Source organism: Acinetobacter tandoii (assembly GCF_008867985.1).
Lineage (GTDB): Bacteria > Pseudomonadota > Gammaproteobacteria > Pseudomonadales > Moraxellaceae > Acinetobacter > Acinetobacter tandoii.
The window spans coordinates 39,105-62,413 of record NZ_VXLD01000005.1 but is presented as its reverse complement, the minus strand read 5'-3'; the positions used below and the strand labels follow the sequence as shown (position 1 = coordinate 62,413).

Annotated in this window: 24 protein-coding genes; 13 read left to right on the top strand and 11 right to left on the bottom strand. The window is 38.9% G+C overall.

All coding sequences use genetic code 11. The features are described from left to right. Positions 1-99 precede the first annotated feature (99 nt). The 3 genes from F4W09_RS09355 to rpiA all read right to left on the bottom strand — a co-directional run bounded on the left by F4W09_RS09355 (position 100) and on the right by rpiA (position 2,854). Complete coding sequence (locus F4W09_RS09355) at positions 100-1,212, bottom strand: GGDEF domain-containing protein (RefSeq protein WP_151504728.1); 1,113 nt, start codon at positions 1,210-1,212, stop codon at positions 100-102. A gap of 163 nt (positions 1,213-1,375) precedes the next feature. Then, entirely contained in the window at positions 1,376-2,056 is a 681-nt protein-coding gene (locus F4W09_RS09350; RefSeq protein ID WP_151504606.1) for a M48 family metallopeptidase, read from the bottom strand. A gap of 126 nt (positions 2,057-2,182) precedes the next feature. Next, positions 2,183-2,854 carry a ribose-5-phosphate isomerase RpiA gene (rpiA, locus tag F4W09_RS09345; RefSeq protein WP_100240716.1) on the bottom strand — a complete coding sequence of 224 codons (672 nt, stop codon included), beginning with the start codon at positions 2,852-2,854 and terminating at the stop codon, positions 2,183-2,185. Between the two features lie 105 nt (positions 2,855-2,959). Here rpiA and ilvA point away from each other — a divergent pair, with 105 nt between their 5' ends. Next, positions 2,960-4,498, top strand: coding sequence for a threonine ammonia-lyase, biosynthetic (gene ilvA, locus F4W09_RS09340; RefSeq protein ID WP_016167804.1), 1,539 nt, complete (start codon positions 2,960-2,962; stop codon positions 4,496-4,498). A gap of 46 nt (positions 4,499-4,544) precedes the next feature. Here ilvA and F4W09_RS09335 read toward each other — a convergent pair whose 3' ends face one another. Then, positions 4,545-5,087: a hypothetical protein gene (locus F4W09_RS09335; protein WP_151504605.1), complete on the bottom strand. Its 543-nt coding sequence runs from the start codon at positions 5,085-5,087 to the stop codon at positions 4,545-4,547. Between the two features lie 153 nt (positions 5,088-5,240). Here F4W09_RS09335 and F4W09_RS09330 point away from each other — a divergent pair, with 153 nt between their 5' ends. Continuing rightward, positions 5,241-5,891, top strand: a complete 651-nt coding sequence (locus F4W09_RS09330) for a potassium channel family protein (RefSeq protein WP_151504604.1) — start codon at positions 5,241-5,243, stop codon at positions 5,889-5,891. Position 5,892: 1 nt separating this feature from the next. Further along, positions 5,893-7,233 carry a TrkH family potassium uptake protein gene (locus tag F4W09_RS09325; protein WP_104442175.1) on the top strand — a complete coding sequence of 447 codons (1,341 nt, stop codon included), beginning with the start codon at positions 5,893-5,895 and terminating at the stop codon, positions 7,231-7,233. A gap of 272 nt (positions 7,234-7,505) precedes the next feature. Here F4W09_RS09325 and F4W09_RS09320 read toward each other — a convergent pair whose 3' ends face one another. The 3 genes from F4W09_RS09320 to F4W09_RS09310 form a co-directional block, all read right to left on the bottom strand. Further along, on the bottom strand, positions 7,506-8,645 hold the full coding sequence (locus tag F4W09_RS09320) for a phospholipase A (protein WP_044738469.1): 1,140 nt from the start codon (positions 8,643-8,645) through the stop codon (positions 7,506-7,508). A 24-nt stretch (positions 8,646-8,669) separates the two neighbouring features. After that, the gene (locus F4W09_RS09315; protein ID WP_151504603.1) at positions 8,670-11,609 is read right to left on the bottom strand and encodes an insulinase family protein; all 2,940 of its coding nucleotides are present in this window, start codon (positions 11,607-11,609) and stop codon (positions 8,670-8,672) included. Between the two features lie 153 nt (positions 11,610-11,762). Beyond that, positions 11,763-12,212 (bottom strand): GNAT family N-acetyltransferase, encoded by a 450-nt coding sequence (locus F4W09_RS09310; RefSeq protein WP_104442176.1) that lies wholly within the window; start codon positions 12,210-12,212, stop codon positions 11,763-11,765. A 147-nt stretch (positions 12,213-12,359) separates the two neighbouring features. Between F4W09_RS09310 and F4W09_RS09305 the strand changes: the two genes are divergently transcribed. The 3 genes from F4W09_RS09305 to F4W09_RS09295 are packed head-to-tail and all read left to right on the top strand — an operon-like array spanning position 12,360 to position 14,323. Beyond that, complete coding sequence (locus F4W09_RS09305) at positions 12,360-13,367, top strand: adenosine kinase (RefSeq protein WP_151504602.1); 1,008 nt, start codon at positions 12,360-12,362, stop codon at positions 13,365-13,367. 14 nt (positions 13,368-13,381) lie between these two features. Further along, positions 13,382-13,690 (top strand): Rieske (2Fe-2S) protein, encoded by a 309-nt coding sequence (locus F4W09_RS09300; protein ID WP_165492958.1) that lies wholly within the window; start codon positions 13,382-13,384, stop codon positions 13,688-13,690. Between the two features lie 15 nt (positions 13,691-13,705). Continuing rightward, entirely contained in the window at positions 13,706-14,323 is a 618-nt protein-coding gene (locus F4W09_RS09295) for an OB-fold-containig protein (RefSeq protein ID WP_151504601.1), read from the top strand. Between the two features lie 26 nt (positions 14,324-14,349). On the opposite strand, the gene F4W09_RS17120 is transcribed toward F4W09_RS09295, so the two are convergent. Beyond that, positions 14,350-14,502, bottom strand: coding sequence for a hypothetical protein (locus tag F4W09_RS17120; RefSeq protein ID WP_171492415.1), 153 nt, complete (start codon positions 14,500-14,502; stop codon positions 14,350-14,352). Positions 14,503-14,944: 442 nt separating this feature from the next. Here F4W09_RS17120 and cydP point away from each other — a divergent pair, with 442 nt between their 5' ends. The 5 genes from cydP to F4W09_RS09270 are packed head-to-tail and all read left to right on the top strand — an operon-like array spanning position 14,945 to position 18,286. Then, positions 14,945-15,136 (top strand): cytochrome oxidase putative small subunit CydP, encoded by a 192-nt coding sequence (gene cydP / locus F4W09_RS09290; protein ID WP_016167794.1) that lies wholly within the window; start codon positions 14,945-14,947, stop codon positions 15,134-15,136. Continuing rightward, positions 15,136-16,716, top strand: coding sequence for a cytochrome ubiquinol oxidase subunit I (locus F4W09_RS09285; protein ID WP_016167793.1), 1,581 nt, complete (start codon positions 15,136-15,138; stop codon positions 16,714-16,716). The genes cydP and F4W09_RS09285 overlap by 1 nt, the downstream gene beginning before the upstream one ends. After that, positions 16,713-17,858, top strand: a complete 1,146-nt coding sequence (gene cydB / locus F4W09_RS09280) for a cytochrome d ubiquinol oxidase subunit II (RefSeq protein WP_016167792.1) — start codon at positions 16,713-16,715, stop codon at positions 17,856-17,858. The genes F4W09_RS09285 and cydB overlap by 4 nt, the downstream gene beginning before the upstream one ends. 23 nt (positions 17,859-17,881) lie before the next feature. Continuing rightward, positions 17,882-17,983 carry a cytochrome bd-I oxidase subunit CydX gene (gene cydX / locus F4W09_RS09275; protein ID WP_002120988.1) on the top strand — a complete coding sequence of 34 codons (102 nt, stop codon included), beginning with the start codon at positions 17,882-17,884 and terminating at the stop codon, positions 17,981-17,983. 3 nt (positions 17,984-17,986) lie between these two features. After that, positions 17,987-18,286, top strand: a complete 300-nt coding sequence (locus F4W09_RS09270; RefSeq protein WP_016167791.1) for a cyd operon YbgE family protein — start codon at positions 17,987-17,989, stop codon at positions 18,284-18,286. 46 nt (positions 18,287-18,332) lie between these two features. On the opposite strand, the gene F4W09_RS09265 is transcribed toward F4W09_RS09270, so the two are convergent. The 3 genes from F4W09_RS09265 to prmB all read right to left on the bottom strand — a co-directional run bounded on the left by F4W09_RS09265 (position 18,333) and on the right by prmB (position 21,139). Then, positions 18,333-18,869, bottom strand: coding sequence for a GNAT family N-acetyltransferase (locus F4W09_RS09265; protein ID WP_151504600.1), 537 nt, complete (start codon positions 18,867-18,869; stop codon positions 18,333-18,335). Between the two features lie 152 nt (positions 18,870-19,021). Continuing rightward, complete coding sequence (gene aroC / locus F4W09_RS09260; protein WP_044738464.1) at positions 19,022-20,116, bottom strand: chorismate synthase; 1,095 nt, start codon at positions 20,114-20,116, stop codon at positions 19,022-19,024. A 12-nt stretch (positions 20,117-20,128) separates the two neighbouring features. Beyond that, positions 20,129-21,139, bottom strand: coding sequence for a 50S ribosomal protein L3 N(5)-glutamine methyltransferase (gene prmB / locus F4W09_RS09255; RefSeq protein ID WP_151504599.1), 1,011 nt, complete (start codon positions 21,137-21,139; stop codon positions 20,129-20,131). 281 nt (positions 21,140-21,420) lie between these two features. Between prmB and F4W09_RS09250 the strand changes: the two genes are divergently transcribed. Both F4W09_RS09250 and F4W09_RS09245 read left to right on the top strand, forming a co-directional pair. Next, entirely contained in the window at positions 21,421-21,723 is a 303-nt protein-coding gene (locus F4W09_RS09250) for a hypothetical protein (protein ID WP_151504598.1), read from the top strand. Between the two features lie 147 nt (positions 21,724-21,870). Beyond that, entirely contained in the window at positions 21,871-23,244 is a 1,374-nt protein-coding gene (locus tag F4W09_RS09245) for an ABC1 kinase family protein (RefSeq protein WP_151504597.1), read from the top strand. The last annotated feature ends 65 nt before the right edge of the window (positions 23,245-23,309 follow it).

Genomic DNA, 23,309 nt, shown 5'->3' with positions numbered 1-23,309 from the left:
TTCAAAAGCAGCCATTTTGTAACTGCGTAGTATGACAGGAAGTTGAGGCTTTCTAAACTGTTTTGCTTGGATTTTATATGTTTTAGTGTTGTTAACACTTTAATTCAATGCTGTAGAAATCATCTGGGTACAATCCAAACCAATACAATTTCGTCCAGATTGCTTCGCGGAATACAGTAATTGGTCAGCAACACCAATCGCACGTATAAAATCTTGCTCAACGATCTGTGCTAAACCAAAACTGGCTGTGACCGATATTTTGCTCACTGACAACCGCTTAGTTTCTATAGCGATGCGAATACGTTCGGCAATTGCATAAGCCTGATATTGGTCTTTTACTCTTAGAAGTAAAATAAATTCTTCACCACCAAAACGCCCAACCAAATCTTGACCACGAACATTTTCCCGAATAATTTCACCAACCTGTTGCAAAATGCTATCACCAATCAAATGACCATATTGATCATTGATTTGCTTAAAATGATCAATATCACACATCAGTAAAAAATAGGTGTCTTGAGATGTATATGAAAGTACTGACTTGGCTTTTTCATAAAAACCACGTCGGTTTAATAAATTGGTTAATGGGTCTTTCTGACGCTCATCATTCAACTTATGAATAATATCTCGCACCAAAGTCCCTAACAGAACAATCGCAAACCACATGCTAAAAAAAATACTTGCAGCAAGCATAATTAACCACCAAACGGAGGTGACCAGCATGTCAGCTTCAATATCACTCAAAAATAGATAAATAATTAAACTGCGTGTAAAGGTATAAATTACAATAAAAAAATAAGAAAAATCTACAATTTTATTAAATATATCAATGTCTTGATAATTTTTAAATATCGAAAATAAAACCAATGACTCTACTGTTGCAATAGTGGAATTAAGAATCAACATCCTGATCCATAATTGATTATCTACATATGAAAAATAGCTCAGCAATAATAGGGCTATCGCAATTAACCCCAAACACCAATATGAATGCGCATGACCTTTTTTTCTTAATGCCATTGCATAGGCACTTGCCCAAGCGCCAAATAAATACATCCCTCCCAGTAAAGGTGCATACAGAGCCAGCTCTGAATTAGACATAAAACTTTGTGCTGCCAATGAAAAAGAAGGCACGATATAACCTAGACCTAGCCAAAATAAGTATTTTGGAGCCTGATAAAAATAATGGCATATTAAAAACAAGCTTCCCATTAAGATCAGGCAAGCTGGAACAATTAATATAAAATAATGAGTATCTGTAAAATTCACGCCCAAGACTAAAAGCTTGTACTAAAAGTAATCGCAGTGTAGATGATTTATTTACTCATTCAAACTCAAATCTATCAGATTAATCACATCATAAAATTTAGCTTTTTCAAGAAGAGAACCACCAAAATGGCAATGCTGTATTTTTTAATGTATGACGATGCGACTTAAAATTTGGATCATATTCAGCTACTTTTGCCCAAAAATGTACACTATGATCAAAGTAAACCGTATGTGCCAATTCATGCACACACACATAGCGCGTAATTTCCCTAGGAAACAATACTAAACCACTATTCAACATAATGTCATGCTTTGCACTACAACTCCCCCAACGAGTTTTTGCTTGTCGAATATTACAAGCCAAATACCCCAAACCAATCTCATCACTGACTTGTTTTAAAAAATGTGGTAAATGCTGCTTAGCATACGCAATCACAAATGCTTTGAGATATTGTTCTGGTTGTCGATCACTCACCCAAAGCTGATGATTTTGTTTATCAAAAATAAAAGATTGCTTTTGTGTTTTATAAATTACTGGTAAAGGTTGCTCTAGATTAAATAGGTTCAATTGTATCGGCAGGCTTCGGTCAAGCTGTCCTGATTTTTTTTGCTGTTTCTGCCAAGTCTCAATCATCCATTGCTCAGACTGCTGTAAAAAAGCCTGAATCTGTTTTTTTGTACAAACCTTTGGAACTGTTAAACGAATTTGTGTTGGCTCTACACGTAATCTTAAACGTGTTGCGCGCGCATGATGGGTGATCTGAATTTCTGGCAGTGTATGGGTCATTTATTTTGAAATTTTATTTAGATTATTCAGTCTTCACTTTAAGCTAAAAGTTAAAACATGACTTAAATTGTTAGCTCCAATAGAGAAACTACCCTCCTTTTTCAAAGGAGGGTCAGGGAGGATTTTTTAAATAGCAGTACGTTCTTCAATGCCGTTGTCTGTTGCAACGACAGCGATATCCGCTTTATTTAACGCAAAAATGCCGTTACACACCACACCCGGAATGTTATTGATAGTCTTTTCAAGTTCAAGCGCATTTAGAATATTCAAGTTATAAACATCTAAAATAACATTGCCGTTATCTGTCACTACACCTTCACGGTAAACTGGGTCACCGCCCAAGCTCACGATTTTACGTGCTACAGCCGAACGCGCCATTGGAATCACTTCTACAGGCAATGGGAACTCACGACCCAATTGTTCAACCCATTTCGAATCATCAACAATACACACAAATTTCTTTGCAATTGATGCCACAATCTTTTCACGAGTTAAAGCAGCACCGCCGCCTTTAATCATATGCATATGACGGTCAATTTCGTCTGCACCATCAACATAAGCATCTAAACCGCCGACATGATTCATATCAACCACTTCAATACCGAGTTTCTTTAGACGTTCTGCGGTTGCTTCTGAACTTGCAACTGCTGCTTCAAGTTGAAGCTCTGGTAAAAGTTCAATTAAAAAATTAACGGTACTGCCTGTACCCACCCCTAAGATGCCGCCTTTTGGTAAGTGTTTTAAAGCTGCTTTCGCTGCTGCTTGTTTTTTCTCATCTTGGGTTGCATATAGACTCATGACATCACTCAACTTTTTTTCACGTTTTGCGCAATTTTAAAACGCAAATGTGTAGGGGTTTGTTACAATAAGCGCCTATTTTAAACTGTTAGATGGAAAATTAACATGCTGTCTCGTTTGGTTCGACAAATTTTACAAGCAACGGTGTATGACGTTGCAATCGAAACCCCACTCGAAGCAGCGCCACGAATTAGTGAAAAGCTAAACAACAACATTCGCTTTAAACGCGAAGACTTACAACCTGTCTTTTCTTTCAAACTACGCGGTGCGTATAACCGTATTAGTCAATTACCGAAATCTCAGTTGGAACGTGGCGTTATTACTGCTTCAGCAGGTAACCATGCTCAAGGCGTGGCTTTATCTGGTCAAAAGTTAGGTATTCGCGCCATTATTGTCATGCCAAAAACGACACCTGACATTAAAGTACAAGCAGTAAAACGCTTGGGTGGTGAAGTCGTTCTACATGGTGATTCATTCGATGTTGCCAATAAATATGCGATTCAATGTGCCAAAGATGAAGGTATGACGTTTATTCCCCCTTATGACGATGAACTGGTCATGGCGGGTCAAGGCACCATTGCCAATGAAATTTTACGTCAATGGCGTGATGTTGAATATGTATTCGTTGCCGTTGGTGGTGGCGGTCTAATCGCAGGTATCGCAGCTTATTTAGGCGACGTTGCGCCACATGTCAAAATTATTCCTGTTGAATATGACGAATCGGCTTGTTTAAAAGCTGCATTTGAAGCCAATGAACGTGTGATTCTCCCTCAAGTTGGTCTATTTGCCGATGGTACAGCCGTTGCACAAATTGGTGAGAAGCCATTTGAAGTCTTACAATTGCAAAAATCAGATAACTCTGGACCTATTGTTGAACGTGAAGTTGTTCTGGTGAACACTGACGAAATTTGTGCAGCCATTAAAGATACTTATGACGAATGTCGTAGCATTGTCGAACCTTCTGGTGCGATGGCTTTAGCAGGTATTAAAAAATACGTTGAAGAACACAATATTCACGGTAAAAACATGGTGTCAATTGTTTGCGGTGCAAACATGAACTTTGACCGCTTACGCTATATCGCAGAGCGCACCGAACTTGGTGAACACAAAGAAGCGATTTTTGCAGTAACGATTCCAGAAGAAAAAGGTTCTTTCCTCAAATTCTGTCGTGCACTACAAGGTCGTAACATCACCGAGTTTAACTATCGTGCAAGCAATGCATCTGCCGCACAAGTTTTTGTAGGCATTAGCCTAAAAAATGGTGAAAAAGAGCGTCATGACATTCATGAATTACTGAAGACTCAATATGATGTAGACGACCTTTCTGATGATGAAGTTGCAAAACTACACATCCGTTACTTAGTCGGTGGTCATGCTGATTTAGAAAATGAACGTTTATTCCGCGTAGAATTTCCAGAGCGTCCGGGCGCATTGCTCACGTTCCTTGAGCGTTTAGGGCCAACCCATAACATTACCCTCTTCCACTATCGTAACCACGGCGCTGCCGAAGGTCGTGTTTTGGTCGGTTTAGAAGCCAGCGATGCCAAACAAAATCCAGATGGTTTAATTGAAACACTGGAAAGTATTACTTATCCATACGTGGAAATTACCAACAATCTTGGTTACCAACGCTTCTTAAAATAATCCATCGAACTTATACAAACAGAGTCTTTAGGGCTCTGTTTGTCATTTAAATAGACCAAGACATTTCTGAAGGTTGATATTTTTCAACTTTCAAACCCGCCTCATCGAATTGCCGATTAAATAACTCACAAAATACTTCAATTTTTTTGGGTTGATTCGGCACGGCCAACCAATAATGCTCTTTACCCCAAAGCAACAATAGTGCGAAATTCTGCAATTTTAGAAATTTATAAATTTCGTCCAAAATGATTTCTAAAATTTGATCTTGTACCCGATAAAAACGCCCAATCACATGCTCAAATTGCTCATAGTGTTTTAAAATTGGATCTGCACGTGATTGTATTTGTGCTTGTACCATTTCAATTTCAGTGGTCATGTGCTGAAAAAAAGGATGTTCTGCCAGTCCATTTTCCAAATATTGATGAATATTCAGTCCCATTATATATTCAGCAGCTTGTTCACTCTCCTGAGAATTTAACCAAGTTAAAAAGGCCTCCGCTTTTGCGCGATGCTTTTTTTTAGGCAATGGATTCTGCTTCAACTCAGGAAACCATTTTGTTAACTGCTTATAAATTTTCTTTTCATTCATGTTAAAACCCTAATTATTTTAGTCATTTTGCTTTTACTAAATGCACAGTCGATACAGCAAAACTTCATTTCAAGCATCAATTAACGCTATGATTAGACATTATGAAATTCAAATGTGTAAATAATAATACACCTAACAAGATAAGGACCTAACATGGCCCAATTTGCAGTGATTGGTTTAGGAAGTTTTGGTGCAACTGTTGCAACTGAATTGGTCGAGTTAAAACATGATGTACTGGGTATCGACAGCAATAAAAAGTATGTAGAAAACATTTCTGATGTCCTCACTCATGCTGTAATTGCAGATGCAACCGATGAACACGTACTCAATGAATTAAACATCCAAAACTGTGATGCTGTTGTGGTAGCCATCGGCGAAAATATTGAAGCCAGTATTCTTTGTGTTTTACATCTCAAAAATTTGGGCATCGAAAAAATTTGGGTAAAAGCAAAATCAAAATCTCACCATATGATCCTAAGCCATTTAGGCATTGATAAAATTATTCATCCAGAAGAGGATATGGGTGTACGTGTTGCACAGTCGCTCAGTTATCCAATGGTCAGTCGCTACATGTCTCTGGAAGATGATCGCTATATGGTAAAAATTGAAGTTAAAGACAATTTACATGGCACTCGTTTTCAGACAATTTGTGAATATAATCCTGAAGTTAATGTCATCTTACATAAGCGCGGCAAAGATCTTTTATATCAGGTAGACCCAAATTTAGTATTACAGCGTGGTGATATTATTGTCGTTGAGGGTCATCTGGAACAATTACGAAAATTATCGAATCGTTTTAAATAATATGAAAACAATACGAAAAAAACCAAAAAATACGGTCAACTTAAGTCCTCCAAGCTTATTAGCACTTGGTTTTTTAAGTTTTATTCTGATGGGAACTTTACTACTCAAATTACCTATTGCCCATCATGGTGACTTGTCATGGATTCACGCGTTATTTACCGCAACTTCAGCAGTGACCATTACAGGTCTGTCTGCAGTGAATGTTGGTGAGGCTTATACGGTATTTGGCAAAGTCGTCATTATGCTATTACTGCAATGCGGTGGTTTAGGCTTTATGACTTTCGCTATTTTAGCCGTGATGAGCCTTTCAAATAAAATTGGATTAAAACAGCAAATTATGGCACAGGAGACTATTGGTCATACCAGCTTATCCAAAGTCTCTCATACAATTAAAGCTGTTTTGTTGTATTCATTATTTTTTGAAGCCATCGGCACATGTATTCTCACTATCGCTTGGATGCAAGAATATGATTTCTTAAAAGCTTTCTTTTATGCAGCTTTTTACAGTGTTTCCGCATTTAACAATGGTGGGTTTTCTTTATTTCCCAATAGTTTAATGGACTTTTCTAGCCAATATTTCATTACATTTACTATTAGCATGCTGTATATCATTGGTGGGATTGGTTTTTTGGTCTTAATGGACATTAAACAGCAAAGAAGCTGGAAAAAACTCAGCCCAAATAGCAAACTGATTTTATTAACAATCACTGGGCTGAATCTATTTGCCTTTATAGTATTTTGGCTATTAGAAGCCAATAATCCGCTTACACTTGCCCCTATGAGTACGATGGAACAAGCTGTTAATGCATGGTTTCATGCGACAGTCCCTCGCTCGTCTGGATTTAACAGTTTGAATGTGGGCGACATGACCGATGCATCCGCACTGGTCACTATGGTACTGATGTTTATTGGTGGAGGTTCTTTAAGTACGGCGGGCGGTATTAAAGTCGGCACCTTTATTGTCGTCACTTTAAGCGTAGTGAGCTTTTTACGCCGTGCCGATGAAATACGTATTTTTAATTTTTCGATACCGCAAAATACTTCATTTAAAGCAATGGCTGTAGTGTCTATTACTGCCATGTTGGTATTTATGGGTTTTTTGACCTTATTGCTCTTAGAGCCCAAACACCATTTTCTCGATTTACTCTTTGAGGCTGTATCAGCAGCCTGTACCGTTGGTCTATCACGTGGTATTACTTCCGACTTACAACCTGCCAGCCAAATAACCTTAATGCTCCTCATGTTTGCTGGCCGTCTTGGCCCACTTACTTTGGCGTATATGATTGCCACGCCAAAGAAAACACGTTTAAAACATCCACCTACGGATATTCAGATCGGTTGAAGGATTCAGGATGGATTGTTACTCAAAAGAGAAAATGTTTGAAAAATTAAGCGGCATTCAATTCTATTCTGTACGGATAAACCATGAGCGAAGCTCAAATAATGTCAAATTTAAAGTGAATACAAACTCTTTTTCAGTGAGTGAGTACGTGTAATTTACAACACAGAATACTGACAAATAAAGGACTCAAAACAGCAAAAAAATTAGAAATAATTCCAACTAAAAAAGCCTGAAATTAAAATTTCAGGCTTTTAAAACTTACTCAAAAAGTATCAGTACCAATTCAGTAACGATACCCCTAAACCAACATAGGTTGCTCGATGATTATAATCAATCAAACTTTCACCATAACCATCAAACAACTGGAATTGACCACGCAATTTGCCATGAATTGGAAAAGACCAATCAAATTGTACTGCACCGTGAGAATCATCTCCGCCTTTTAAAGAATGACGTAACATTAAAGAAAAATCATGATCATCTTTACGGTAGAATGCTGTGATGTCACCCCGTCCCACATAATCTTTGATATCTGGATTGTTATCATCTTTAGCATTTTCATCAAAACGGTACCAAGGACGAATCATCAAAGCAAAGTTGTCGCGCTCAAAGCCTAAATTCAAAATTGCTCTGTTCCAACTACGCGATAGAGGATCTGAACGACCATTAGACTGGTGGTTTAAGGTAATTCCCAATAACCGTGCATTTAAACCCAAAATTTCATAATTGGTGCGAAACATTAAACTCGCTTCAGGCTCATAATTGGTTTCACGAAATGGGCGCGACTCATCTTCGTTATAAACTTGCCAACGTGAAGACTGCGTGTATCCCACCCAAAGGTCACCATTATCACCAAATAAATTTTCTACAGCTTTGGTCTTGAGTGAAATTTGAAATTTCGCCTCAGTCGATTTTAAGTTTTGGTCTTCATCCACGGTATTACGCGGGTTTGGACTATCTGGAAATTCATTTTTCTTGCTTGACCAAAACACAGGCAGCAAATATACAGGCTTGTAAGCACGAATATTCCATGTACCTAATTTACTGTCCGGAGATAGTTCCCAGCGTTTATCTAGCAAAGATTGATTTGGGTCGATTTTAGGCCCTTCCAGTGCAAATAAATTGCTAAAACTGCCGCCTTGTTTTTCCGAGCTTTGTGGTTCCTGTTTCGCTGCAGCTTGCTTGACTAAAACAGGCTCCGCAACCTTTGGTTTTACTTCAGTTGCAGGCACCTTAAATACAGCATCATAACAAGCTAATCGATCTGCGTTAGACTCCAAACCTACACAAGCTTCTGGGCTCGCAGGTGAAATTTTTTCTACTGGATCTTGCGCATAGGCAGCAGTATATGCTGAGCTGAGCATAATAACACTCAGCGATAGCACACCACGTTCAAATGATTTGAACGCCATAAACACACCCCTTTTCTTATTGTATTAATTCACTTGATGAATTTGGAAGCCTAATGCTAACAATTCATCTTTTTTCGCCATCGGAGCCACAACAGCTTTATTGGCTTCTTGATTAAGCAAATACTGTTCCGCTACACGCTTCAAGTCATCTAATGTCACAGTCAATAAACGTTCACGTAATTGCTTACGGAATGCAGGTGTACGTGCATGTAATAATGAATAACAAGCCGTAATAGCTTCGCCCGCTGGTGAGCCAGGTTTATCCATTGAAGCAATCAGACCTAAAATAGCCTCTTCCAACTGATGCGGTTGTTGCTCAGTATTCAACAACCAAGCCACACTGGATTCAAAATCATTAAATGTTTCTGCTAAGCGTGGGTCACGGTAGCTATAGAAACGGAAAGAACAAGCGTTACCGTCATAACTTGCACCCCCACCGTAAGCTCCACCTTTTTCACGGATTGCGCTATGTAAGAAACCATTACGTAAATATGCTGCCAATACCATGAGTGGCGCTGCATCGGCATGAGCAACTTCTACAGCTGGGTATGCAGATGCACAGAACTGTACATTGGCTTGAATTAACCATGCTTCATTTGCATGGTTATTGACCTGTTCAACAGCTTTAAGCGCAACGCTATGCTGAGGAACATCTAACTTGTCCCAAACATTTTGCACTTCTTCAACCAAACGGTCTGACTGATGTTCTTCACACACCAGTAAGAACTGTTTCGGTGCTTGTAAAAGTTTCAAATGAATCACTTTTAGTTCATTGATCAAATCATCATAAGCTGCTGCATCTTTTTCAATTCGACTGACCAAATCGCCTAACCAGTTTAATGCACCTAACCCTGTATTATGATAGTCACGTTGCGCTAAAGCGCTGTGGTTACGTCCCGCAATTTGCATAGCATAACTATGCCCTGAACCCGAAAGACGCGATGCCCAACGCGTTTTACGTTGCTGTAATAACTCAATGATTCGATCTTTTTCATCAAAGCGGAGTTGTTCAAACGCCAACTTTAACAAAGCAATACTGTCAAAATTACTGACCAACGATTTAGTTGTTAAAGTTAACCATGCACTAATCTTGTGTTTATCATCGACTTTAGAGCGTAAAGATGCCCCCATCCCCAAACCACCACTCACCGCAGTTTGCAATTGTTGTAGTTGAAGATAGTCATACTGACCCGCACCAACTTCACCCATCAAAATAGATAACAAGTTAAAGTATGGTGATTGCACTACATCTTGCGGAATTTCAATCAGCACCTGATTGTAGTAAATACCATTCGTACCCGCATGATAAAGATTTAACGGATAGTCAATACGGTTTGAGATAATCTCACGCAATTGCCCTTGTACAATTTGTAGTTCCGCAGGTACATCTTCTAAACCTACTTTTGGCAGAAGGTTAAGATCGTCTGGTGTATCTTGACGAACTTTCAATGCTTCAGTTTGCGCCTGAATTTCTGCTTTTTCAGCATCTGTCAGTTGGGCGCCTATGGCTGCTAAACGTGCTTTTTCTGCCGCCGCTTCTACCGCAGATTTGTTTGCGTCAGGCACTAAAGTCATTTGCACACGATGCGGGTTATCAATCAAATGTGTTTTGATTAAATTTGATAACCACATTGGATCTTTCAATTCTTCTTTCACTGCAGCAATCGCTGAGTCTACATCCCACACCGTGATTGGATCACTGTGGTGAATAACACTACCTAAACCATTTAAAATGAGGCTTAGACCATACGGCATGCCATCACCATTGATTTCACGTTGATGTAATTCAATTTGATGTAAAATCGCATCGACCATGTTTTGATCGACAGGTTTCGAAGCCACATCTTCTAAAACTTTAAATACACCTGCTTTAAACTCTGCTGCATGTTCTGGATTTGAACCTTGTACGCCACAGTAGAAGGTCATTTCATAGTTAGAGTCATCTACACCCATAATTGGGCCTGTAGACTGCGCATAACCGCAAGTCTCTAAATAATGGCGTAGCGGAGAAGCTGAATCTTCCAACAATACACCTTCTACAAGGCGCATTCCTAAGCGCAGTTTGATCTCACTGGCTTTAGGCAATAACCACGAAATAATATGGTAAGTCTTGTCTTTTAAATCTTCTGCGTCCACTGCATAAGTTTCAGTCACTTCAAGTGGTGCAGTCAAACGACGCTCTTCTTTAGAAAAGAGCGTTTCACCTTTTGAAAACTTCGCCAATGCCAGAGTTTCAAATTGTTCTTGTAAGTTATAAGCAGATTCATTACCAAAGGTCATGAAAACGGCATTACTTGGATGGTAGTGTGACTTGTAGAAACTCACTAACTCATCGTAAGTTAAATCTGGAATATCTTTAGGGTCGCCACCTGAATTATAGTGATAGGTGGTTTCAGGGAATAAGTGATGTGCTAACTGATGATATAACTGATCTGAGGGTGAGCTCATAGCCCCTTTCATTTCATTAAAAACCACACCTTTATATACTGGCTCACCATTTTCAAGCTCAATACGAATACCTTCTTGCGCAAAATCTAATGGATTCAAATTAGCAGCAAAAGCAGCATCTAAATACACTTCAAGCAAATTCTGGAAATCTTTTTTATTCTGTGTGGCAAATGGATATGCTGTCCAATCCGCAGCAGTAAAGGCATTCATAAAAGTATTTAATGAACGACGAATCATTAAAAAGAATGGATCACGCACTGGGAATTTTTCTGAACCACACAATGCTGTGTGTTCTAAAATATGTGCTTCACCTTTTGAATCCATGGGCTGAGTACGAAAAGCCACCAAGAACACATTTTCATCATGATTAGTCGCAAGATGATAATGTACCGCACCAGTCACTTTATGCTGGTATTCAGTCACTAAAATATCTAAGGCTTCAACATGGTGTTGACGAATCAACTGAAACGCTGGATGTACAGTTTGAGAAATAGTTTCAGTCACATCTACAGTCATGTGCGCTCCTAATAATCTTTTAAATAAAACTGAAATGATTATAGCTTTAGTTCGAGCCATAATTCACGTATAAACCCGAGTATTTTATTCAGGTCTAGAACTATACACAGTAACACACTGCGCATCGTATCTAATCAAGTAAATAACTGAAAACTAAATTAAATATTTAAAATAATTATAGCTTGGATTATTTTCGACCCAAACATAGTTCTGTTTTTGATAGAAATCTGCTGCCAAACGTGTATCTGTTTGTAAGCAGAGCGCTGAAAAATTAGGCTTGGCTTTATTTTCCAAATATGCCAACAAGTCTTTTCCTACTCCATGACGTCTATATTTGGGATGTACGTAAAAACGTCGCACTCGTCCAATTCGACTTCTTTGTCCTTCTTCTTCGCGTTGCTGGTTTAAACCACCACAACCAATTAACTTATCACCATCGTATGCAATTAATAAAAACTCACCTTCGTCTTTAAACTGATTTTGGCCACTTGCATATTCGTCAATGAGACGCTGAACAACATTCACTCCTTCCTTATTTGCCAACTTGAGTAAAGTCTCAATTTGAGCAGGTAATTGTTCAGCTTCTTTAATGATGAGTTCCATTTTCTATCTATTACCTAACACTGGTTTTGCCTATTAAACAATAAAACACAATCAATTAGGTACAATCTTGAATTTTATTCACAAAACTTCTGCAATCCTGAGCATTGGTGTAAACTTAGTGTTTTATTTTAGATGTGATTGAACGACATGACCTCTGTTGATCTTTTTGCAATTGGTAATGCGCTGATTGACCAAGAATTTAAAGTTTCTGATGAATTTCTTACGCAACACAACCTGCAAAAAGGAACCATGCAACTCACCGATGGTGATCAACAAGCAAATTTATATACTCAACTTAAACAGTCCGAAGTATATAAAGGTCAGGCTTCAGGTGGTTCTGCTGCCAATACAACCGTTGCATTTAGCGCACTTGGCGGCACAGCATTTTATGGTTGCCGCGTAGGTCATGATGAATTAGGTAAAATTTATTTAGACGGCTTAAATGAAGCTGGTATTCAAACAACGGTTAAATCAGTCAGTGAAGGTGTGACTGGAACTTGCATGGTCTTGGTCAGTCCTGACTCAGAACGTACTATGCAAACCTACTTAGGTATTACCGCGGAACTTTCTGAAGAACAAATTGATTTCGAACCATTAAAAACTGCACAGTGGCTCTATATCGAAGGTTATTTATCTACTAGCGCTACAGCACGTGCAGCAGTCAAACAAGCCCGTGAAATTGCACGTGCGCACCAAGTTAAAATTGCATTAACGCTGTCTGATCCAGCCATGGTGCAATATGCGCGTGAAGGTTTAAATGAATTGTTAGATGATGGCGTAGATTTACTCTTCTGTAATCAACAAGAAGCCATGATGTATACCGAAACCACTACAGTTGAAGATGCATTGGCTAAATTAAAGCTACATAGTAAATACGTTGTAATTACATTAAGTGCAGAAGGTGCGATTATTTCATCTGAACAAGAAACCATTCGTGTGCCTGGTCGTGCAGTGACTGCGGTTGATGCCAATGGTGCTGGCGATGCATTCGCAGGTTCATTCCTATATGCATTTAACACAGGTGAAAATTTACAGACTGCGGCTGAACTTGCGATCTTGATTTCCAGTGAAGTGGTTTCACAGTTTGGTCCACGTCTAGCCAATCAAGACTATGCACAATTGCTAACAAACTTTCAAAAGAAGGAATGCGCCTAATGCATAAACTTTGTGTGACCGAAGACATTCCAGAGCGTGAAGCACGTGCTTTTGAAACGCCAAATGGTGATACGATTTTTATTACACAGCGAGATGGCGCTTTTTTTGCCTATCAAAATGTTTGCCCGCACTTACAAGTAGAACTTGAATTTCTAGAAAATCAGTTCCTTGACCGTGACCAAGAATATATTGAATGCTCGACTCATGGTGCACTCTTTACCGTAGAAACGGGCGAATGTATCTCTGGTCCTTGTTTAGGTCAGTCACTTGAAAAGGTCGAGATAACTGTGCATTCTGATGGCGGAATCTACTTGCCTGAATAACCTATGGAATTTGCCATGCTTGAGTTAATACACGATATAAATTTAATGCCGTTTCATTTAAGTTTATTGGCCCTTGTATTACTCAGCTTGGTAGAAACCATTGGTTATTTTCTACATATCCGACCAAGCCAATTTTTTAAGCGTGTTATCCCACAAAAACTCGCAGAAGCCCCCTTACTCAACGTAAAGTTTTCTAAAATCTTAATTTTAGTCTTCCTGTTAATGAATTTTAGCTTTTCAGGCTATTTCCTTCAGTTTAGCTATTTCGCACAGCAAGAGCATTTTTTACCCGCATATTATGTCATTCTCCCTGCATTAATTATTGCGATATTCTTTACTGTATTTATGATTCACTGTCTGGATCAGGTGATTAAACCTACGCAAATGCAGCTCCAGTCTAATTTGTTAGGTAGACTCGCAACAATTTCAAGTGGTAATGCTCGACCAGGTTTTTCCGCCCAAGCTCGCGTTAGAGATGAATATGGTCAATTACACTACATACAAGTAGAACCAGAATTTGGCGAGTTGGAATTTCAATCTCAAATTATTTTAATTCGCATTAAACACTCGCATTACATCGCCAAAAAAATTTCAAAATCAAATGAGCTTTTCTCAAATGAGATGCAGAAATAAATTTCAGAACCTCGATCCATCTCCAGTCAATCTAAATGATATTGAGCCGTCAAATCATCTTTATTGATAAATTCATCTCTGATTTCATACAATGTAGTTTTGGTCACAATCCAATCCAATCCAATCCAATCCAATCCAATCCAATCCAATCCAATCCAATCCAATCCAATCCAATCCAATCCAATCCAACACTCTACGACATAGATACACCTATATTTTCATTTTTTCAGAAAAATAAATAAACCTTCCTCATCCCACCCAATTGAGTGTATATTTATTGTTCAATTACCAATATCAACGAGAATTAGTTAATAAATCTAAAATTTAATCCAACTTATTTAGTACAGTTTAATAATTAATCCATTTTTAAATAGACCAAAATACTTTGTTTTAATATTTTTGAAATATAAGCATTTTAGTCAGATTTAATTTAATTAAATTACAACTGTTTTAGTCTGAAATAAACCATGTAAATTAGAATAAAAATAATACACTGTGATTCATAAAATACTGATTTATATTAAATTAATAATATATTTCTATTTTAATTGTATTTCCTATTTATTTTTTGTATGAAATTGTTTAATAATATTAATCATGTTTCAAAACAGGCTTATTCCCATGAGCTTAGTTCCAAAAGATTTTAATCAACGCCTAGTCCGTGAAATAACGATCATATTAATAATTAAGGTCGTTATCCTACTCACGATTAAACACATCTGGTTTGATGCACCGACTATTCCCAAAAACTTTGACAATCAAGTTGCTGAGCGTATTGCTGGCAGTCCATCCCAAATCAAGGAGACACGTTGATGATTTCTGAAAGCGTGGTCGATCTTTCGCGGTTTCAATTTGCAATGACCGCGATGTATCACTTTATTTTTGTTCCACTAACTCTTGGTTTAGCTTTTATTCTTGCCATTATGGAAACGACTTACGTCATTTCTGGTAAAGAAATCTATAAAGATATGACCAAATTCTGGGGGAAACTCTTCGGTATTAACTTTGCACTCGGGGTAACAACAGGGTTAACGATGGAATTCCAGTTTGGTACAAACTGGGCGTACTACTCACACTATGTAGGCGATATCTTTGGTGCACCACTGGCAATTGAAGGTCTCATGGCTTTCTTCCTAGAATCCACCTTTATTGGCTTATTCTTCTTTGGTTGGGATCGACTTTCCAAAGTTCAGCATTTAGGTGTGACATGGTTGGTTGCTCTTGGTTCTAATATGTCAGCCTTATGGATTCTTGTTGCTAACGGCTGGATGCAAAACCCTGTTGGTTCTAAGTTCAACTACGAAACCATGCGTATGGAATTGGTCGATTTTGGCGCACTCATTTTCAACCCAGTTGCACAGGTTAAGTTTGTACACACCGTTTCAGCAGGTTATGTAACTGGCGCTATCTTTGTTTTGGCAATTTCAAGTTATTACCTGCTTAAAAAACGTGATATTCCATTTGCACGTCGTTCATTTGCGATTGCAGCAATTTTTGGCTTAGCATCAACACTTTCTGTAATTTTACTCGGAGATGAGTCTGGTTATGAGTTAGGTGATGTTCAAAAAACCAAACTTGCCGCAATTGAAGCAGAATGGGATACACACCCTGCACCTGCACCATTTACGCTGTTTGGTATTCCAAATAAAGAAACCATGACCACAGACTATGCAATTAAAGTTCCGTATGTCATGGGTATTATTGCAACACGCTCGACAACTAAAGAGGTAACAGGCATTAAAGACCTCTTAGTTCAACACGAGAATCGTATTCGCAATGGTATGGTTGCATATTCTCAACTTGAAAAGCTTCGTGCAGGTGACACATCTCCTGAACTTAAAGCTGCTTTTGAGCAATCTCAAAAAGATTTAGGCTACGGTCTACTTTTGAAAAAATATACACCGAATGTTGTAGATGCGTCTGAGGATCAAATCAAATCTGCCGCGTTAGATACTATTCCACATGTACCAAGTTTGTTCTGGGCATTCCGTGCAATGGTAGCATCTGGTTTCTTAATGTTATTACTATTTGTTTTAGCCACTTTTGCGGTAGCAAAACGCAATGCCGAAAACAAACCATGGTTACTCAAGTTTGCTCTTTTAGCTTTACCACTTCCGTGGGTTGCTGCACAAACAGGTTGGTACGTTGCTGAAGTTGGTCGTCAACCATGGACGATTGGTGAAGTACTACCTACACACTTGTCAGCATCTAGCTTAAGCACTGGTGATGTATGGGGTTCTATCGCTGCTTTAGCTGCGTTCTATACTGTACTTTTGATTATTGAAATGTATTTAATGATCAAATTCTCCCGTCTTGGTCCAAGTTCGCTTCACACAGGTAAATACCATTTTGAAAAACTTGAAGCAGCTCGCAATGAGGAGACTCAAGCATGATCGAATATGAATTACTCAAAATTATCTGGTGGGTTTTAGTCGGTGTCTTGCTGATTGGTTTTGCCCTCACCGATGGCTTCGATATGGGCTCTATGGCAATCATGCCATTTGTAGGTAAAACAGATGAAGAGCGACGCGCAGCAATCAATACGATTGCTCCGCACTGGGACGGCAACCAAGTTTGGTTTATTACAGCGGGCGGTGCTTTATTTGCTGCTTGGCCTATGGTGTATGCGACAGCCTTCTCTGGCATGTACTGGGCATTATTGCTGGTTCTATTTGCCTTATTTCTACGGCCAGTAGGTTTTGACTATCGATCTAAACTCGAAAATACCAAATGGCGTACATCGTGGGATTGGGGATTATGTATCGGTGGTGCCGTACCTGCTCTAGTCTTCGGTGTGGCCTTTGGCAATATGTTCTTGGGTGTACCCTTTACCCTTGATGAGACTGTACGTTCGACCTACACAGGCAGCTTCTTTGCGCTACTCAATCCATTTGCTTTGGTTTGCGGTATTGTAAGTTTATCTATGCTTTGCGCACATGGTGGTGCATGGCTTATGCTACGTACAGATGGTGATTTAAGAAAGCGCTCTGCTAAAGCGACACAATTGATGGGCATTGTTTACCTTATCTGTTTCTTGGGTGCTGGTGCTTGGTTGTATTTTGGCGGAATCGAAGGTTATACCTTAGTCACTCCATTTGACACCAATGGTGCAGCAAACCCATTAGCAAAAGAAGTCATTACCAATGCCAATCATGGTTGGATGAACAACTACTCAACTTATCCAATCACCATGATTGCCCCAATTACAGGGATCTTAGGTGGTTTGATTGTGGTACTTGCAGCAGGCAAAAACAAAGCGGGTTTTAGCTTCTTAGGTTCAAGTTTAGCGGTTGTAGGTGCAATTTTAACAGCAGGTTTTGCTTTGTTCCCATTCCTCATGCCGTCAAGTATCAATCCTATTGCAAGCTTGACCATGTGGGACGCTGTTTCAAGTCAAACTACGCTTACTGTGATGACGATTGCTGCATGTATTTTTGTACCACTTATTTTGTGCTACACCACTTGGTGCTACTACAAAATGTGGGGCGTTATTACCAAAAAACATATTCAAGAGAATTCACATAGCCTGTACTAAGGCGATGCTAAGGAGAATAAATTATGTGGTATTTTGCATGGATTCTCGGTATTTTGATGGCATGCTTTGCTGGTGTTCTCAGTGCCCTATATATCGAGCATCATCAAGATTTAGATGAGGAATAAAGCATGACTGACGTAGCAATGACAACAGAACAGCCAAAAAAACCAAATAAGTTTGTAATGGCAGTGTCCTTTTTGTTGGCATTGCCTCTCGCAGCGGTCTTGTTGATCCACCCAAGTGCAATGTTAGATGCCAATGGTGAATATAGTCACCGCGCCATGATGTTTATCATGATTGGTATTTCAGGTGGTTTCATTTACGGCGTAGGATTTATCCCTCGCTTTTGGCTCTGGAAGTGGTTATTTAGCCCTTTCATTGCTTGGCCCCTGATGTTATGGGGATATTACACTTGGTTCCTTGCCTAATAAAAAAGCCCTCATTATGATGAGGGCTTTTTTATGAACTAAAACATTAACTGACATGCTTAATTAATTGTTGTAATTCAATATTTAATAATGGCGTTCCGACGTTAGCATCAATCGGATATGGCTTCTGTACCTGAGTTAAACTATAGCCCCGACGCTGATAATAAGCGATAAGCTCAGAACGAATATCAAGCACATACATCATATACAATCTGAGATTAGGTTGTATTAGCAAAGCCTGCGTTTCAGCGAATGATAAAATCATCTTGCCCACACCCGTATTTTGAAAGACAGGATCTACACAAAAAGTCCCTATTTCCACTTCTTCCTCATTAAACGCCAAGCCAATACATCCTATTAAGGATGTTGTAGAGGTAACATCTTCAACTTCAGCAACATATAGATGATAATTATTATCCATCAAAACCTGTTGTAATTGCTGTTTATTAATTCTTTGCCCCGACACATAATCTGCTTCATTGGTCCAACTCTGGATAGGATTTTCGCGATAAGCTAAATTAATTAAATGTAATAGACGGTCTAAATCGGTCAATTCCGCTTTACGAAACTTTAATGATTGCATGAATCCAGCCTTAAATATTTTCAAGATTTTGGTGTGAGAAATTGTTTTATAGCAAGCGATCTATTTCTGGAATTTATAATTACTTTCTATGCTTAGGCTATTTAAAATTAAATAAAAAACCAGTTCATGTGAACTGGTTTTTTTGATGCAAATTATTTTGGTTCAATCGGTGCAAATGGTGCGATTACATCGGCATTCTGTGCACGGTGACGCATGAAATGATCCATCAGCACAATCGCAAACATGGCTTCTGCAATTGGTGTCGCACGCACACCCACACATGGATCGTGACGACCTTTAGTCAAAACATCTGTGTTTTCACGATCAATATTAATGGTTTTACCAGGTGTGGTAATACTTGCAGTAGGTTTAAGCGCAATCGCAACTCGAATGGTTTGACCGCTGGAAATACCGCCAAGAATACCACCTGCATGATTTGCCAAGAAACCATCTGTGGTTAATTCGTCACGTGTTTCATGCCCAAACTGTTCAGCAACTGCAAAACCATCGCCAATTTCAACCCCTTTCACGGCGTTAATTGACATCATGGCATGGGCAATATCCGCATCTAAACGATCAAATACTGGCTCCCCCCAACCCACTGGAACATTTTCAGCCAAAATTTCTAATTTTGCACCACAGCTTGTACCTTGCTCGCGTAAAGAAGTCACTAAGGCTTCAAAACGTGACACTGCATCGACATCGCCACAAAAAAATGGATTATTTGGAACTTCATTCCAATCTAACTTTTCTGCTTTTTCAGTACCAATTTGGGTAACATGACCGCGGATTAAAATTCCGAATTTTTCAGCAAGGTATTTCTTCGCAATAGCTCCCGCAGCAACACGCATCGCTGTTTCACGCGCACTAGAACGACCACCACCACGATAGTCACGGAAACCGTACTTTTGTGTGTAAGTGTAGTCCGCATGTCCTGGACGGAAAGTCTGCGCGATATTGCCATAATCCTTAGATTTTTGATCTGTATTGCGGATTAATAAACCAATCGGTGTACCTGTAGTTTTACCTTCAAAAACCCCTGAAATAATTTCAACTTCATCAGGTTCTTTACGTTGCGTGGCAAATTTCGAGGTTCCTGGTTTACGACGATCTAAATCTTTTTGCAAATCTTCAGCAGAAAGCTCAAGCCCTGGTGGAACGCCATCCACAATTGCCATCAAGCCTACACCATGAGATTCACCACAGGTCGTTACACGGAAGAGTTGTCCAATACTATTACCTGCCATGTTCACAACTCCTTATGCTTGAACAGATTGAATGAATAAATCACGGAATTGGCGACATTGTGCAGCTGTTAAAGCAAAGATGCCTGAACCACCCTTTTGGAATTTCAACCAATGGAAATCGATGGTATTGAAGTTTTGTTTCATCGCCCATTCAGAATTACCAACTTCGATAACAATTAAACCATCTTCTGTTAAGTAGTCTGCGGCTTGTGCCAACATTTTACGCACTAAATCAAGACCATCTTGTCCAGCAGCCAAAGCCAACTCTGGTTCATGGCGGAATTCATCTGGTAAATCTGCCATGTCTTCCGCATCCACATACGGTGGGTTCGATACAATTAAGTCATACTGATTTTCAGCTGGAATTTTAGCGAACAAATCTGATTCTAATAACGCAACTTGATATTGTTTGTCATGATGTTCGGCATTAATTGAAGCAACTTCTAATGCTTCTTTTGAAATATCGGTTGCATCCACTTCCGAATCTGGGAATGCATAAGCCAAAGCAATGGCGATACAACCTGAACCAGTACACATATCTAAAATGCGTTGCGGTGTTTTAGGCTGAGTATTGACAGGAAGATTATTGTCCGCTGCACGCATTTCACCGTTTTCATCTAAACAGTAAGGTGCAAAACGGTTTTCAATGAGTTCAGCAATTGGCGAACGCGGAATAAGTACACGCTCATCCACATAAAATGGCTTATTAAAGAAATACGCCAAGTTCAATAGGTATGAGGTGGGTACTTTTTCATTAATACGGCGTTCAAGCAATTGTAGGAATTCTGCTTTTTCACTTGCTAATAATTTTGCATCTAAAATTTCAGAATCTGCGTTCCAGTCTAAAGATAACGTCTGTAATACTAATGCTGAGCTTTCAGCAAAAAAGTCTTCTGTACCTTGACCTAAGTGTGCATCGTATTGACGTAATGCTGTTACCCCAAAACGGATAAAATCACGAATAGTAGTGAGGGTTTCAGCGGCTTCCTGTAAATGTTCAGGGCTAATAGTCGGTCGATCCACTTAAGGCGTCTCCAAGGTCAAAATCATAAAAAACGGCTTATGATACCTTGTTTTGCCTGATTTTATAATGCTTAACTGTGTTTCTTCTCTATTTCATTCCATTTTTCAATCACCTGCAATTTCATTAAAATTCAATCTATATAAGACTACTGGATAGATTTAATATCCAAACTTGCCCCTTAATAAACAGATACAAAACTTTAATCGTTCTCGCCAAAAGTAACTTGAATTAGAAACTTTAGAGACTTATAAATAGCTCATTATTTACTCCTTTTCTTGATATGAGCTATAAACACAACAATCTTATGGCGATGCGCCAAAACTATTGGAGCAATGAATCGCCCGATATTCTTTCTGAAAAATTATTTTTAATGCAACAACTCTCAGAACATCAGGTTTTTAATAGCCCTACTCTAGATGACGCTAAATATTTATTTTTCAGCCTACCCAGTATTGTGATTGTTAAAGGTTATGCACATGGTTTTACTCACATTAGCGTGCAAAACATGATTACAACCTATATCCAAAACCATAAGGTACAACTCTCGAACAAAGAAGCACTGAAAATAAAATTTCATATGTAAACAGAATGCTCTGATTCTGCATAAATTTAGATACAGTTCTAAAAAAACCGCGTCATTCAGCAAGTTGAACTTTTTTAATACGTGAAGACACGTTAATATCCGTTACAATTAACTTTTCTGTGAATTGCTGATTAAGGATTGCATTGAATGTCAGATCAGAATGATAAGCTCAAACAACTTAAAACCTCCTCTATGGATCGTCGCTTATCTATTGCAAAAGCATCCTTACTGGCGGGAACTCGTTGGGCGGCATCCAATGCGACATCAATGTTCTCTAGTGAAGCTGAAAAAGAAAAAAAACGTAAACAAGCCATGAAAGAGCAAGCGAACTATTTAGTTGCTGAAATTGGCAAACTCAAAGGTTCGATTGTAAAGATTGGACAAATGATGGCGCTATATGGCGAACATTTTTTGCCAGAAGAAATTACTCAAGCTCTAAACACCCTGAACAACCAAACCGTTGCACTGGCTTGGCCTGCAATTAAGCAGCATTTAGAGCAACAACTGGGTGAAAAAATCCATGAACTGACCATTGATCATGAGCCACTGGGTACAGCTTCATTGGCACAAGTCCATCGTGCAACACGTAAATCGGACGGATTAGAACTGGTATTGAAAATTCAATATCCAGGGGTTGCTGATGCAATTGATTCCGATATGAGCTTGTTTAAAAACATGCTCAAATTGACGCGCATGGTGCCACAAACCCGAGAATTTGATCAGTGGTTTGATGAAGTACGTGAAATGATGCATCGTGAAGTAAGTTACGACATTGAAGCGGCAACCACTAGACGTTTTGCTGAACGACTGAAAGATGATCCGCGTTACATCGTGCCTGAAATTATTGATGAATTTTGTACTGACCAAATTCTATGCATGACATTTGAACGTGGTGTGCCGATTAACAGCCCCGTGATGCTTTCCTTACCACAAAATCGTCGTAATCTTTTAGGTGAAGCTTCTTTAGAAATTGCGGTACGTGAGATTTTTGAATGGGGTGAAATGCAAACCGATCCTAATTTTGGCAACTATTTAGTTCGCTTAGGAGATGGAGAGCAACAACCTGACCAAATTGTTTTACTCGACTTTGGTGCCATTCGTCAATTCGATCAACACTTACTCAGTGTGGCCCGTAATCTTATTCATGCAGGTTATCTGCATGATCCACAAGCAATGGTGAATGCCATGACTGGATATGAGTTTTTTGACTCAATTCCGCAAAGTATTAAACCTGATATGGCAAAAGTTTTCTTATTAGCAACCGAAGCATTTAGCTGTCCTGCCAATAACAAAGATTTGCCTGCTGGTGTGATGGATGAGCATTACCGCTACGACTGGAAAAAAAGTTTGTTACATAGCCGAGTGATGCAACAAGCATCTAAATCAATGGCTTCCCGTTATTTCAGTGTTCCACCAAAAGAATTTATGTTTATTAGTCGCAAATTTATCGGGGCATATACCTTTATGACCGTGATTGATGCCAAAACCAATGTCCGTGACATGATCAAATCTTTTATTTAATTTACTCAGACTAGAATGGCAACTTTGTCATTCTAGTCAATACACACCCCATTTCGAAAATTCAA

What these genes read in the sequence shown, in the direction of transcription:
- F4W09_RS09355 (WP_151504728.1), bottom strand. Translation starts at nt 1,212, where the DNA reads ATGGGAAGCTTGTTTTTAATATGCCATTATTTTTATCAGGCTCCAAAA.
- F4W09_RS09350 (WP_151504606.1), bottom strand. Translation starts at nt 2,056, where the DNA reads ATGACCCATACACTGCCAGAAATTCAGATCACCCATCATGCGCGCGCA.
- rpiA (WP_100240716.1), bottom strand. Translation starts at nt 2,854, where the DNA reads ATGAGTCTATATGCAACCCAAGATGAGAAAAAACAAGCAGCAGCGAAA.
- ilvA (WP_016167804.1), top strand. Translation starts at nt 2,960, where the DNA reads ATGCTGTCTCGTTTGGTTCGACAAATTTTACAAGCAACGGTGTATGAC.
- F4W09_RS09335 (WP_151504605.1), bottom strand. Translation starts at nt 5,087, where the DNA reads ATGAATGAAAAGAAAATTTATAAGCAGTTAACAAAATGGTTTCCTGAG.
- F4W09_RS09330 (WP_151504604.1), top strand. Translation starts at nt 5,241, where the DNA reads ATGGCCCAATTTGCAGTGATTGGTTTAGGAAGTTTTGGTGCAACTGTT.
- F4W09_RS09325 (WP_104442175.1), top strand. Translation starts at nt 5,893, where the DNA reads ATGAAAACAATACGAAAAAAACCAAAAAATACGGTCAACTTAAGTCCT.
- F4W09_RS09320 (WP_044738469.1), bottom strand. Translation starts at nt 8,645, where the DNA reads ATGGCGTTCAAATCATTTGAACGTGGTGTGCTATCGCTGAGTGTTATT.
- F4W09_RS09315 (WP_151504603.1), bottom strand. Translation starts at nt 11,609, where the DNA reads ATGACTGTAGATGTGACTGAAACTATTTCTCAAACTGTACATCCAGCG.
- F4W09_RS09310 (WP_104442176.1), bottom strand. Translation starts at nt 12,212, where the DNA reads ATGGAACTCATCATTAAAGAAGCTGAACAATTACCTGCTCAAATTGAG.
- F4W09_RS09305 (WP_151504602.1), top strand. Translation starts at nt 12,360, where the DNA reads ATGACCTCTGTTGATCTTTTTGCAATTGGTAATGCGCTGATTGACCAA.
- F4W09_RS09295 (WP_151504601.1), top strand. Translation starts at nt 13,706, where the DNA reads ATGCTTGAGTTAATACACGATATAAATTTAATGCCGTTTCATTTAAGT.
- cydP (WP_016167794.1), top strand. Translation starts at nt 14,945, where the DNA reads ATGAGCTTAGTTCCAAAAGATTTTAATCAACGCCTAGTCCGTGAAATA.
- F4W09_RS09285 (WP_016167793.1), top strand. Translation starts at nt 15,136, where the DNA reads ATGATTTCTGAAAGCGTGGTCGATCTTTCGCGGTTTCAATTTGCAATG.
- cydB (WP_016167792.1), top strand. Translation starts at nt 16,713, where the DNA reads ATGATCGAATATGAATTACTCAAAATTATCTGGTGGGTTTTAGTCGGT.
- cydX (WP_002120988.1), top strand. Translation starts at nt 17,882, where the DNA reads ATGTGGTATTTTGCATGGATTCTCGGTATTTTGATGGCATGCTTTGCT.
- F4W09_RS09270 (WP_016167791.1), top strand. Translation starts at nt 17,987, where the DNA reads ATGACTGACGTAGCAATGACAACAGAACAGCCAAAAAAACCAAATAAG.
- F4W09_RS09265 (WP_151504600.1), bottom strand. Translation starts at nt 18,869, where the DNA reads ATGCAATCATTAAAGTTTCGTAAAGCGGAATTGACCGATTTAGACCGT.
- aroC (WP_044738464.1), bottom strand. Translation starts at nt 20,116, where the DNA reads ATGGCAGGTAATAGTATTGGACAACTCTTCCGTGTAACGACCTGTGGT.
- F4W09_RS09250 (WP_151504598.1), top strand. Translation starts at nt 21,421, where the DNA reads ATGAGCTATAAACACAACAATCTTATGGCGATGCGCCAAAACTATTGG.
- F4W09_RS09245 (WP_151504597.1), top strand. Translation starts at nt 21,871, where the DNA reads ATGTCAGATCAGAATGATAAGCTCAAACAACTTAAAACCTCCTCTATG.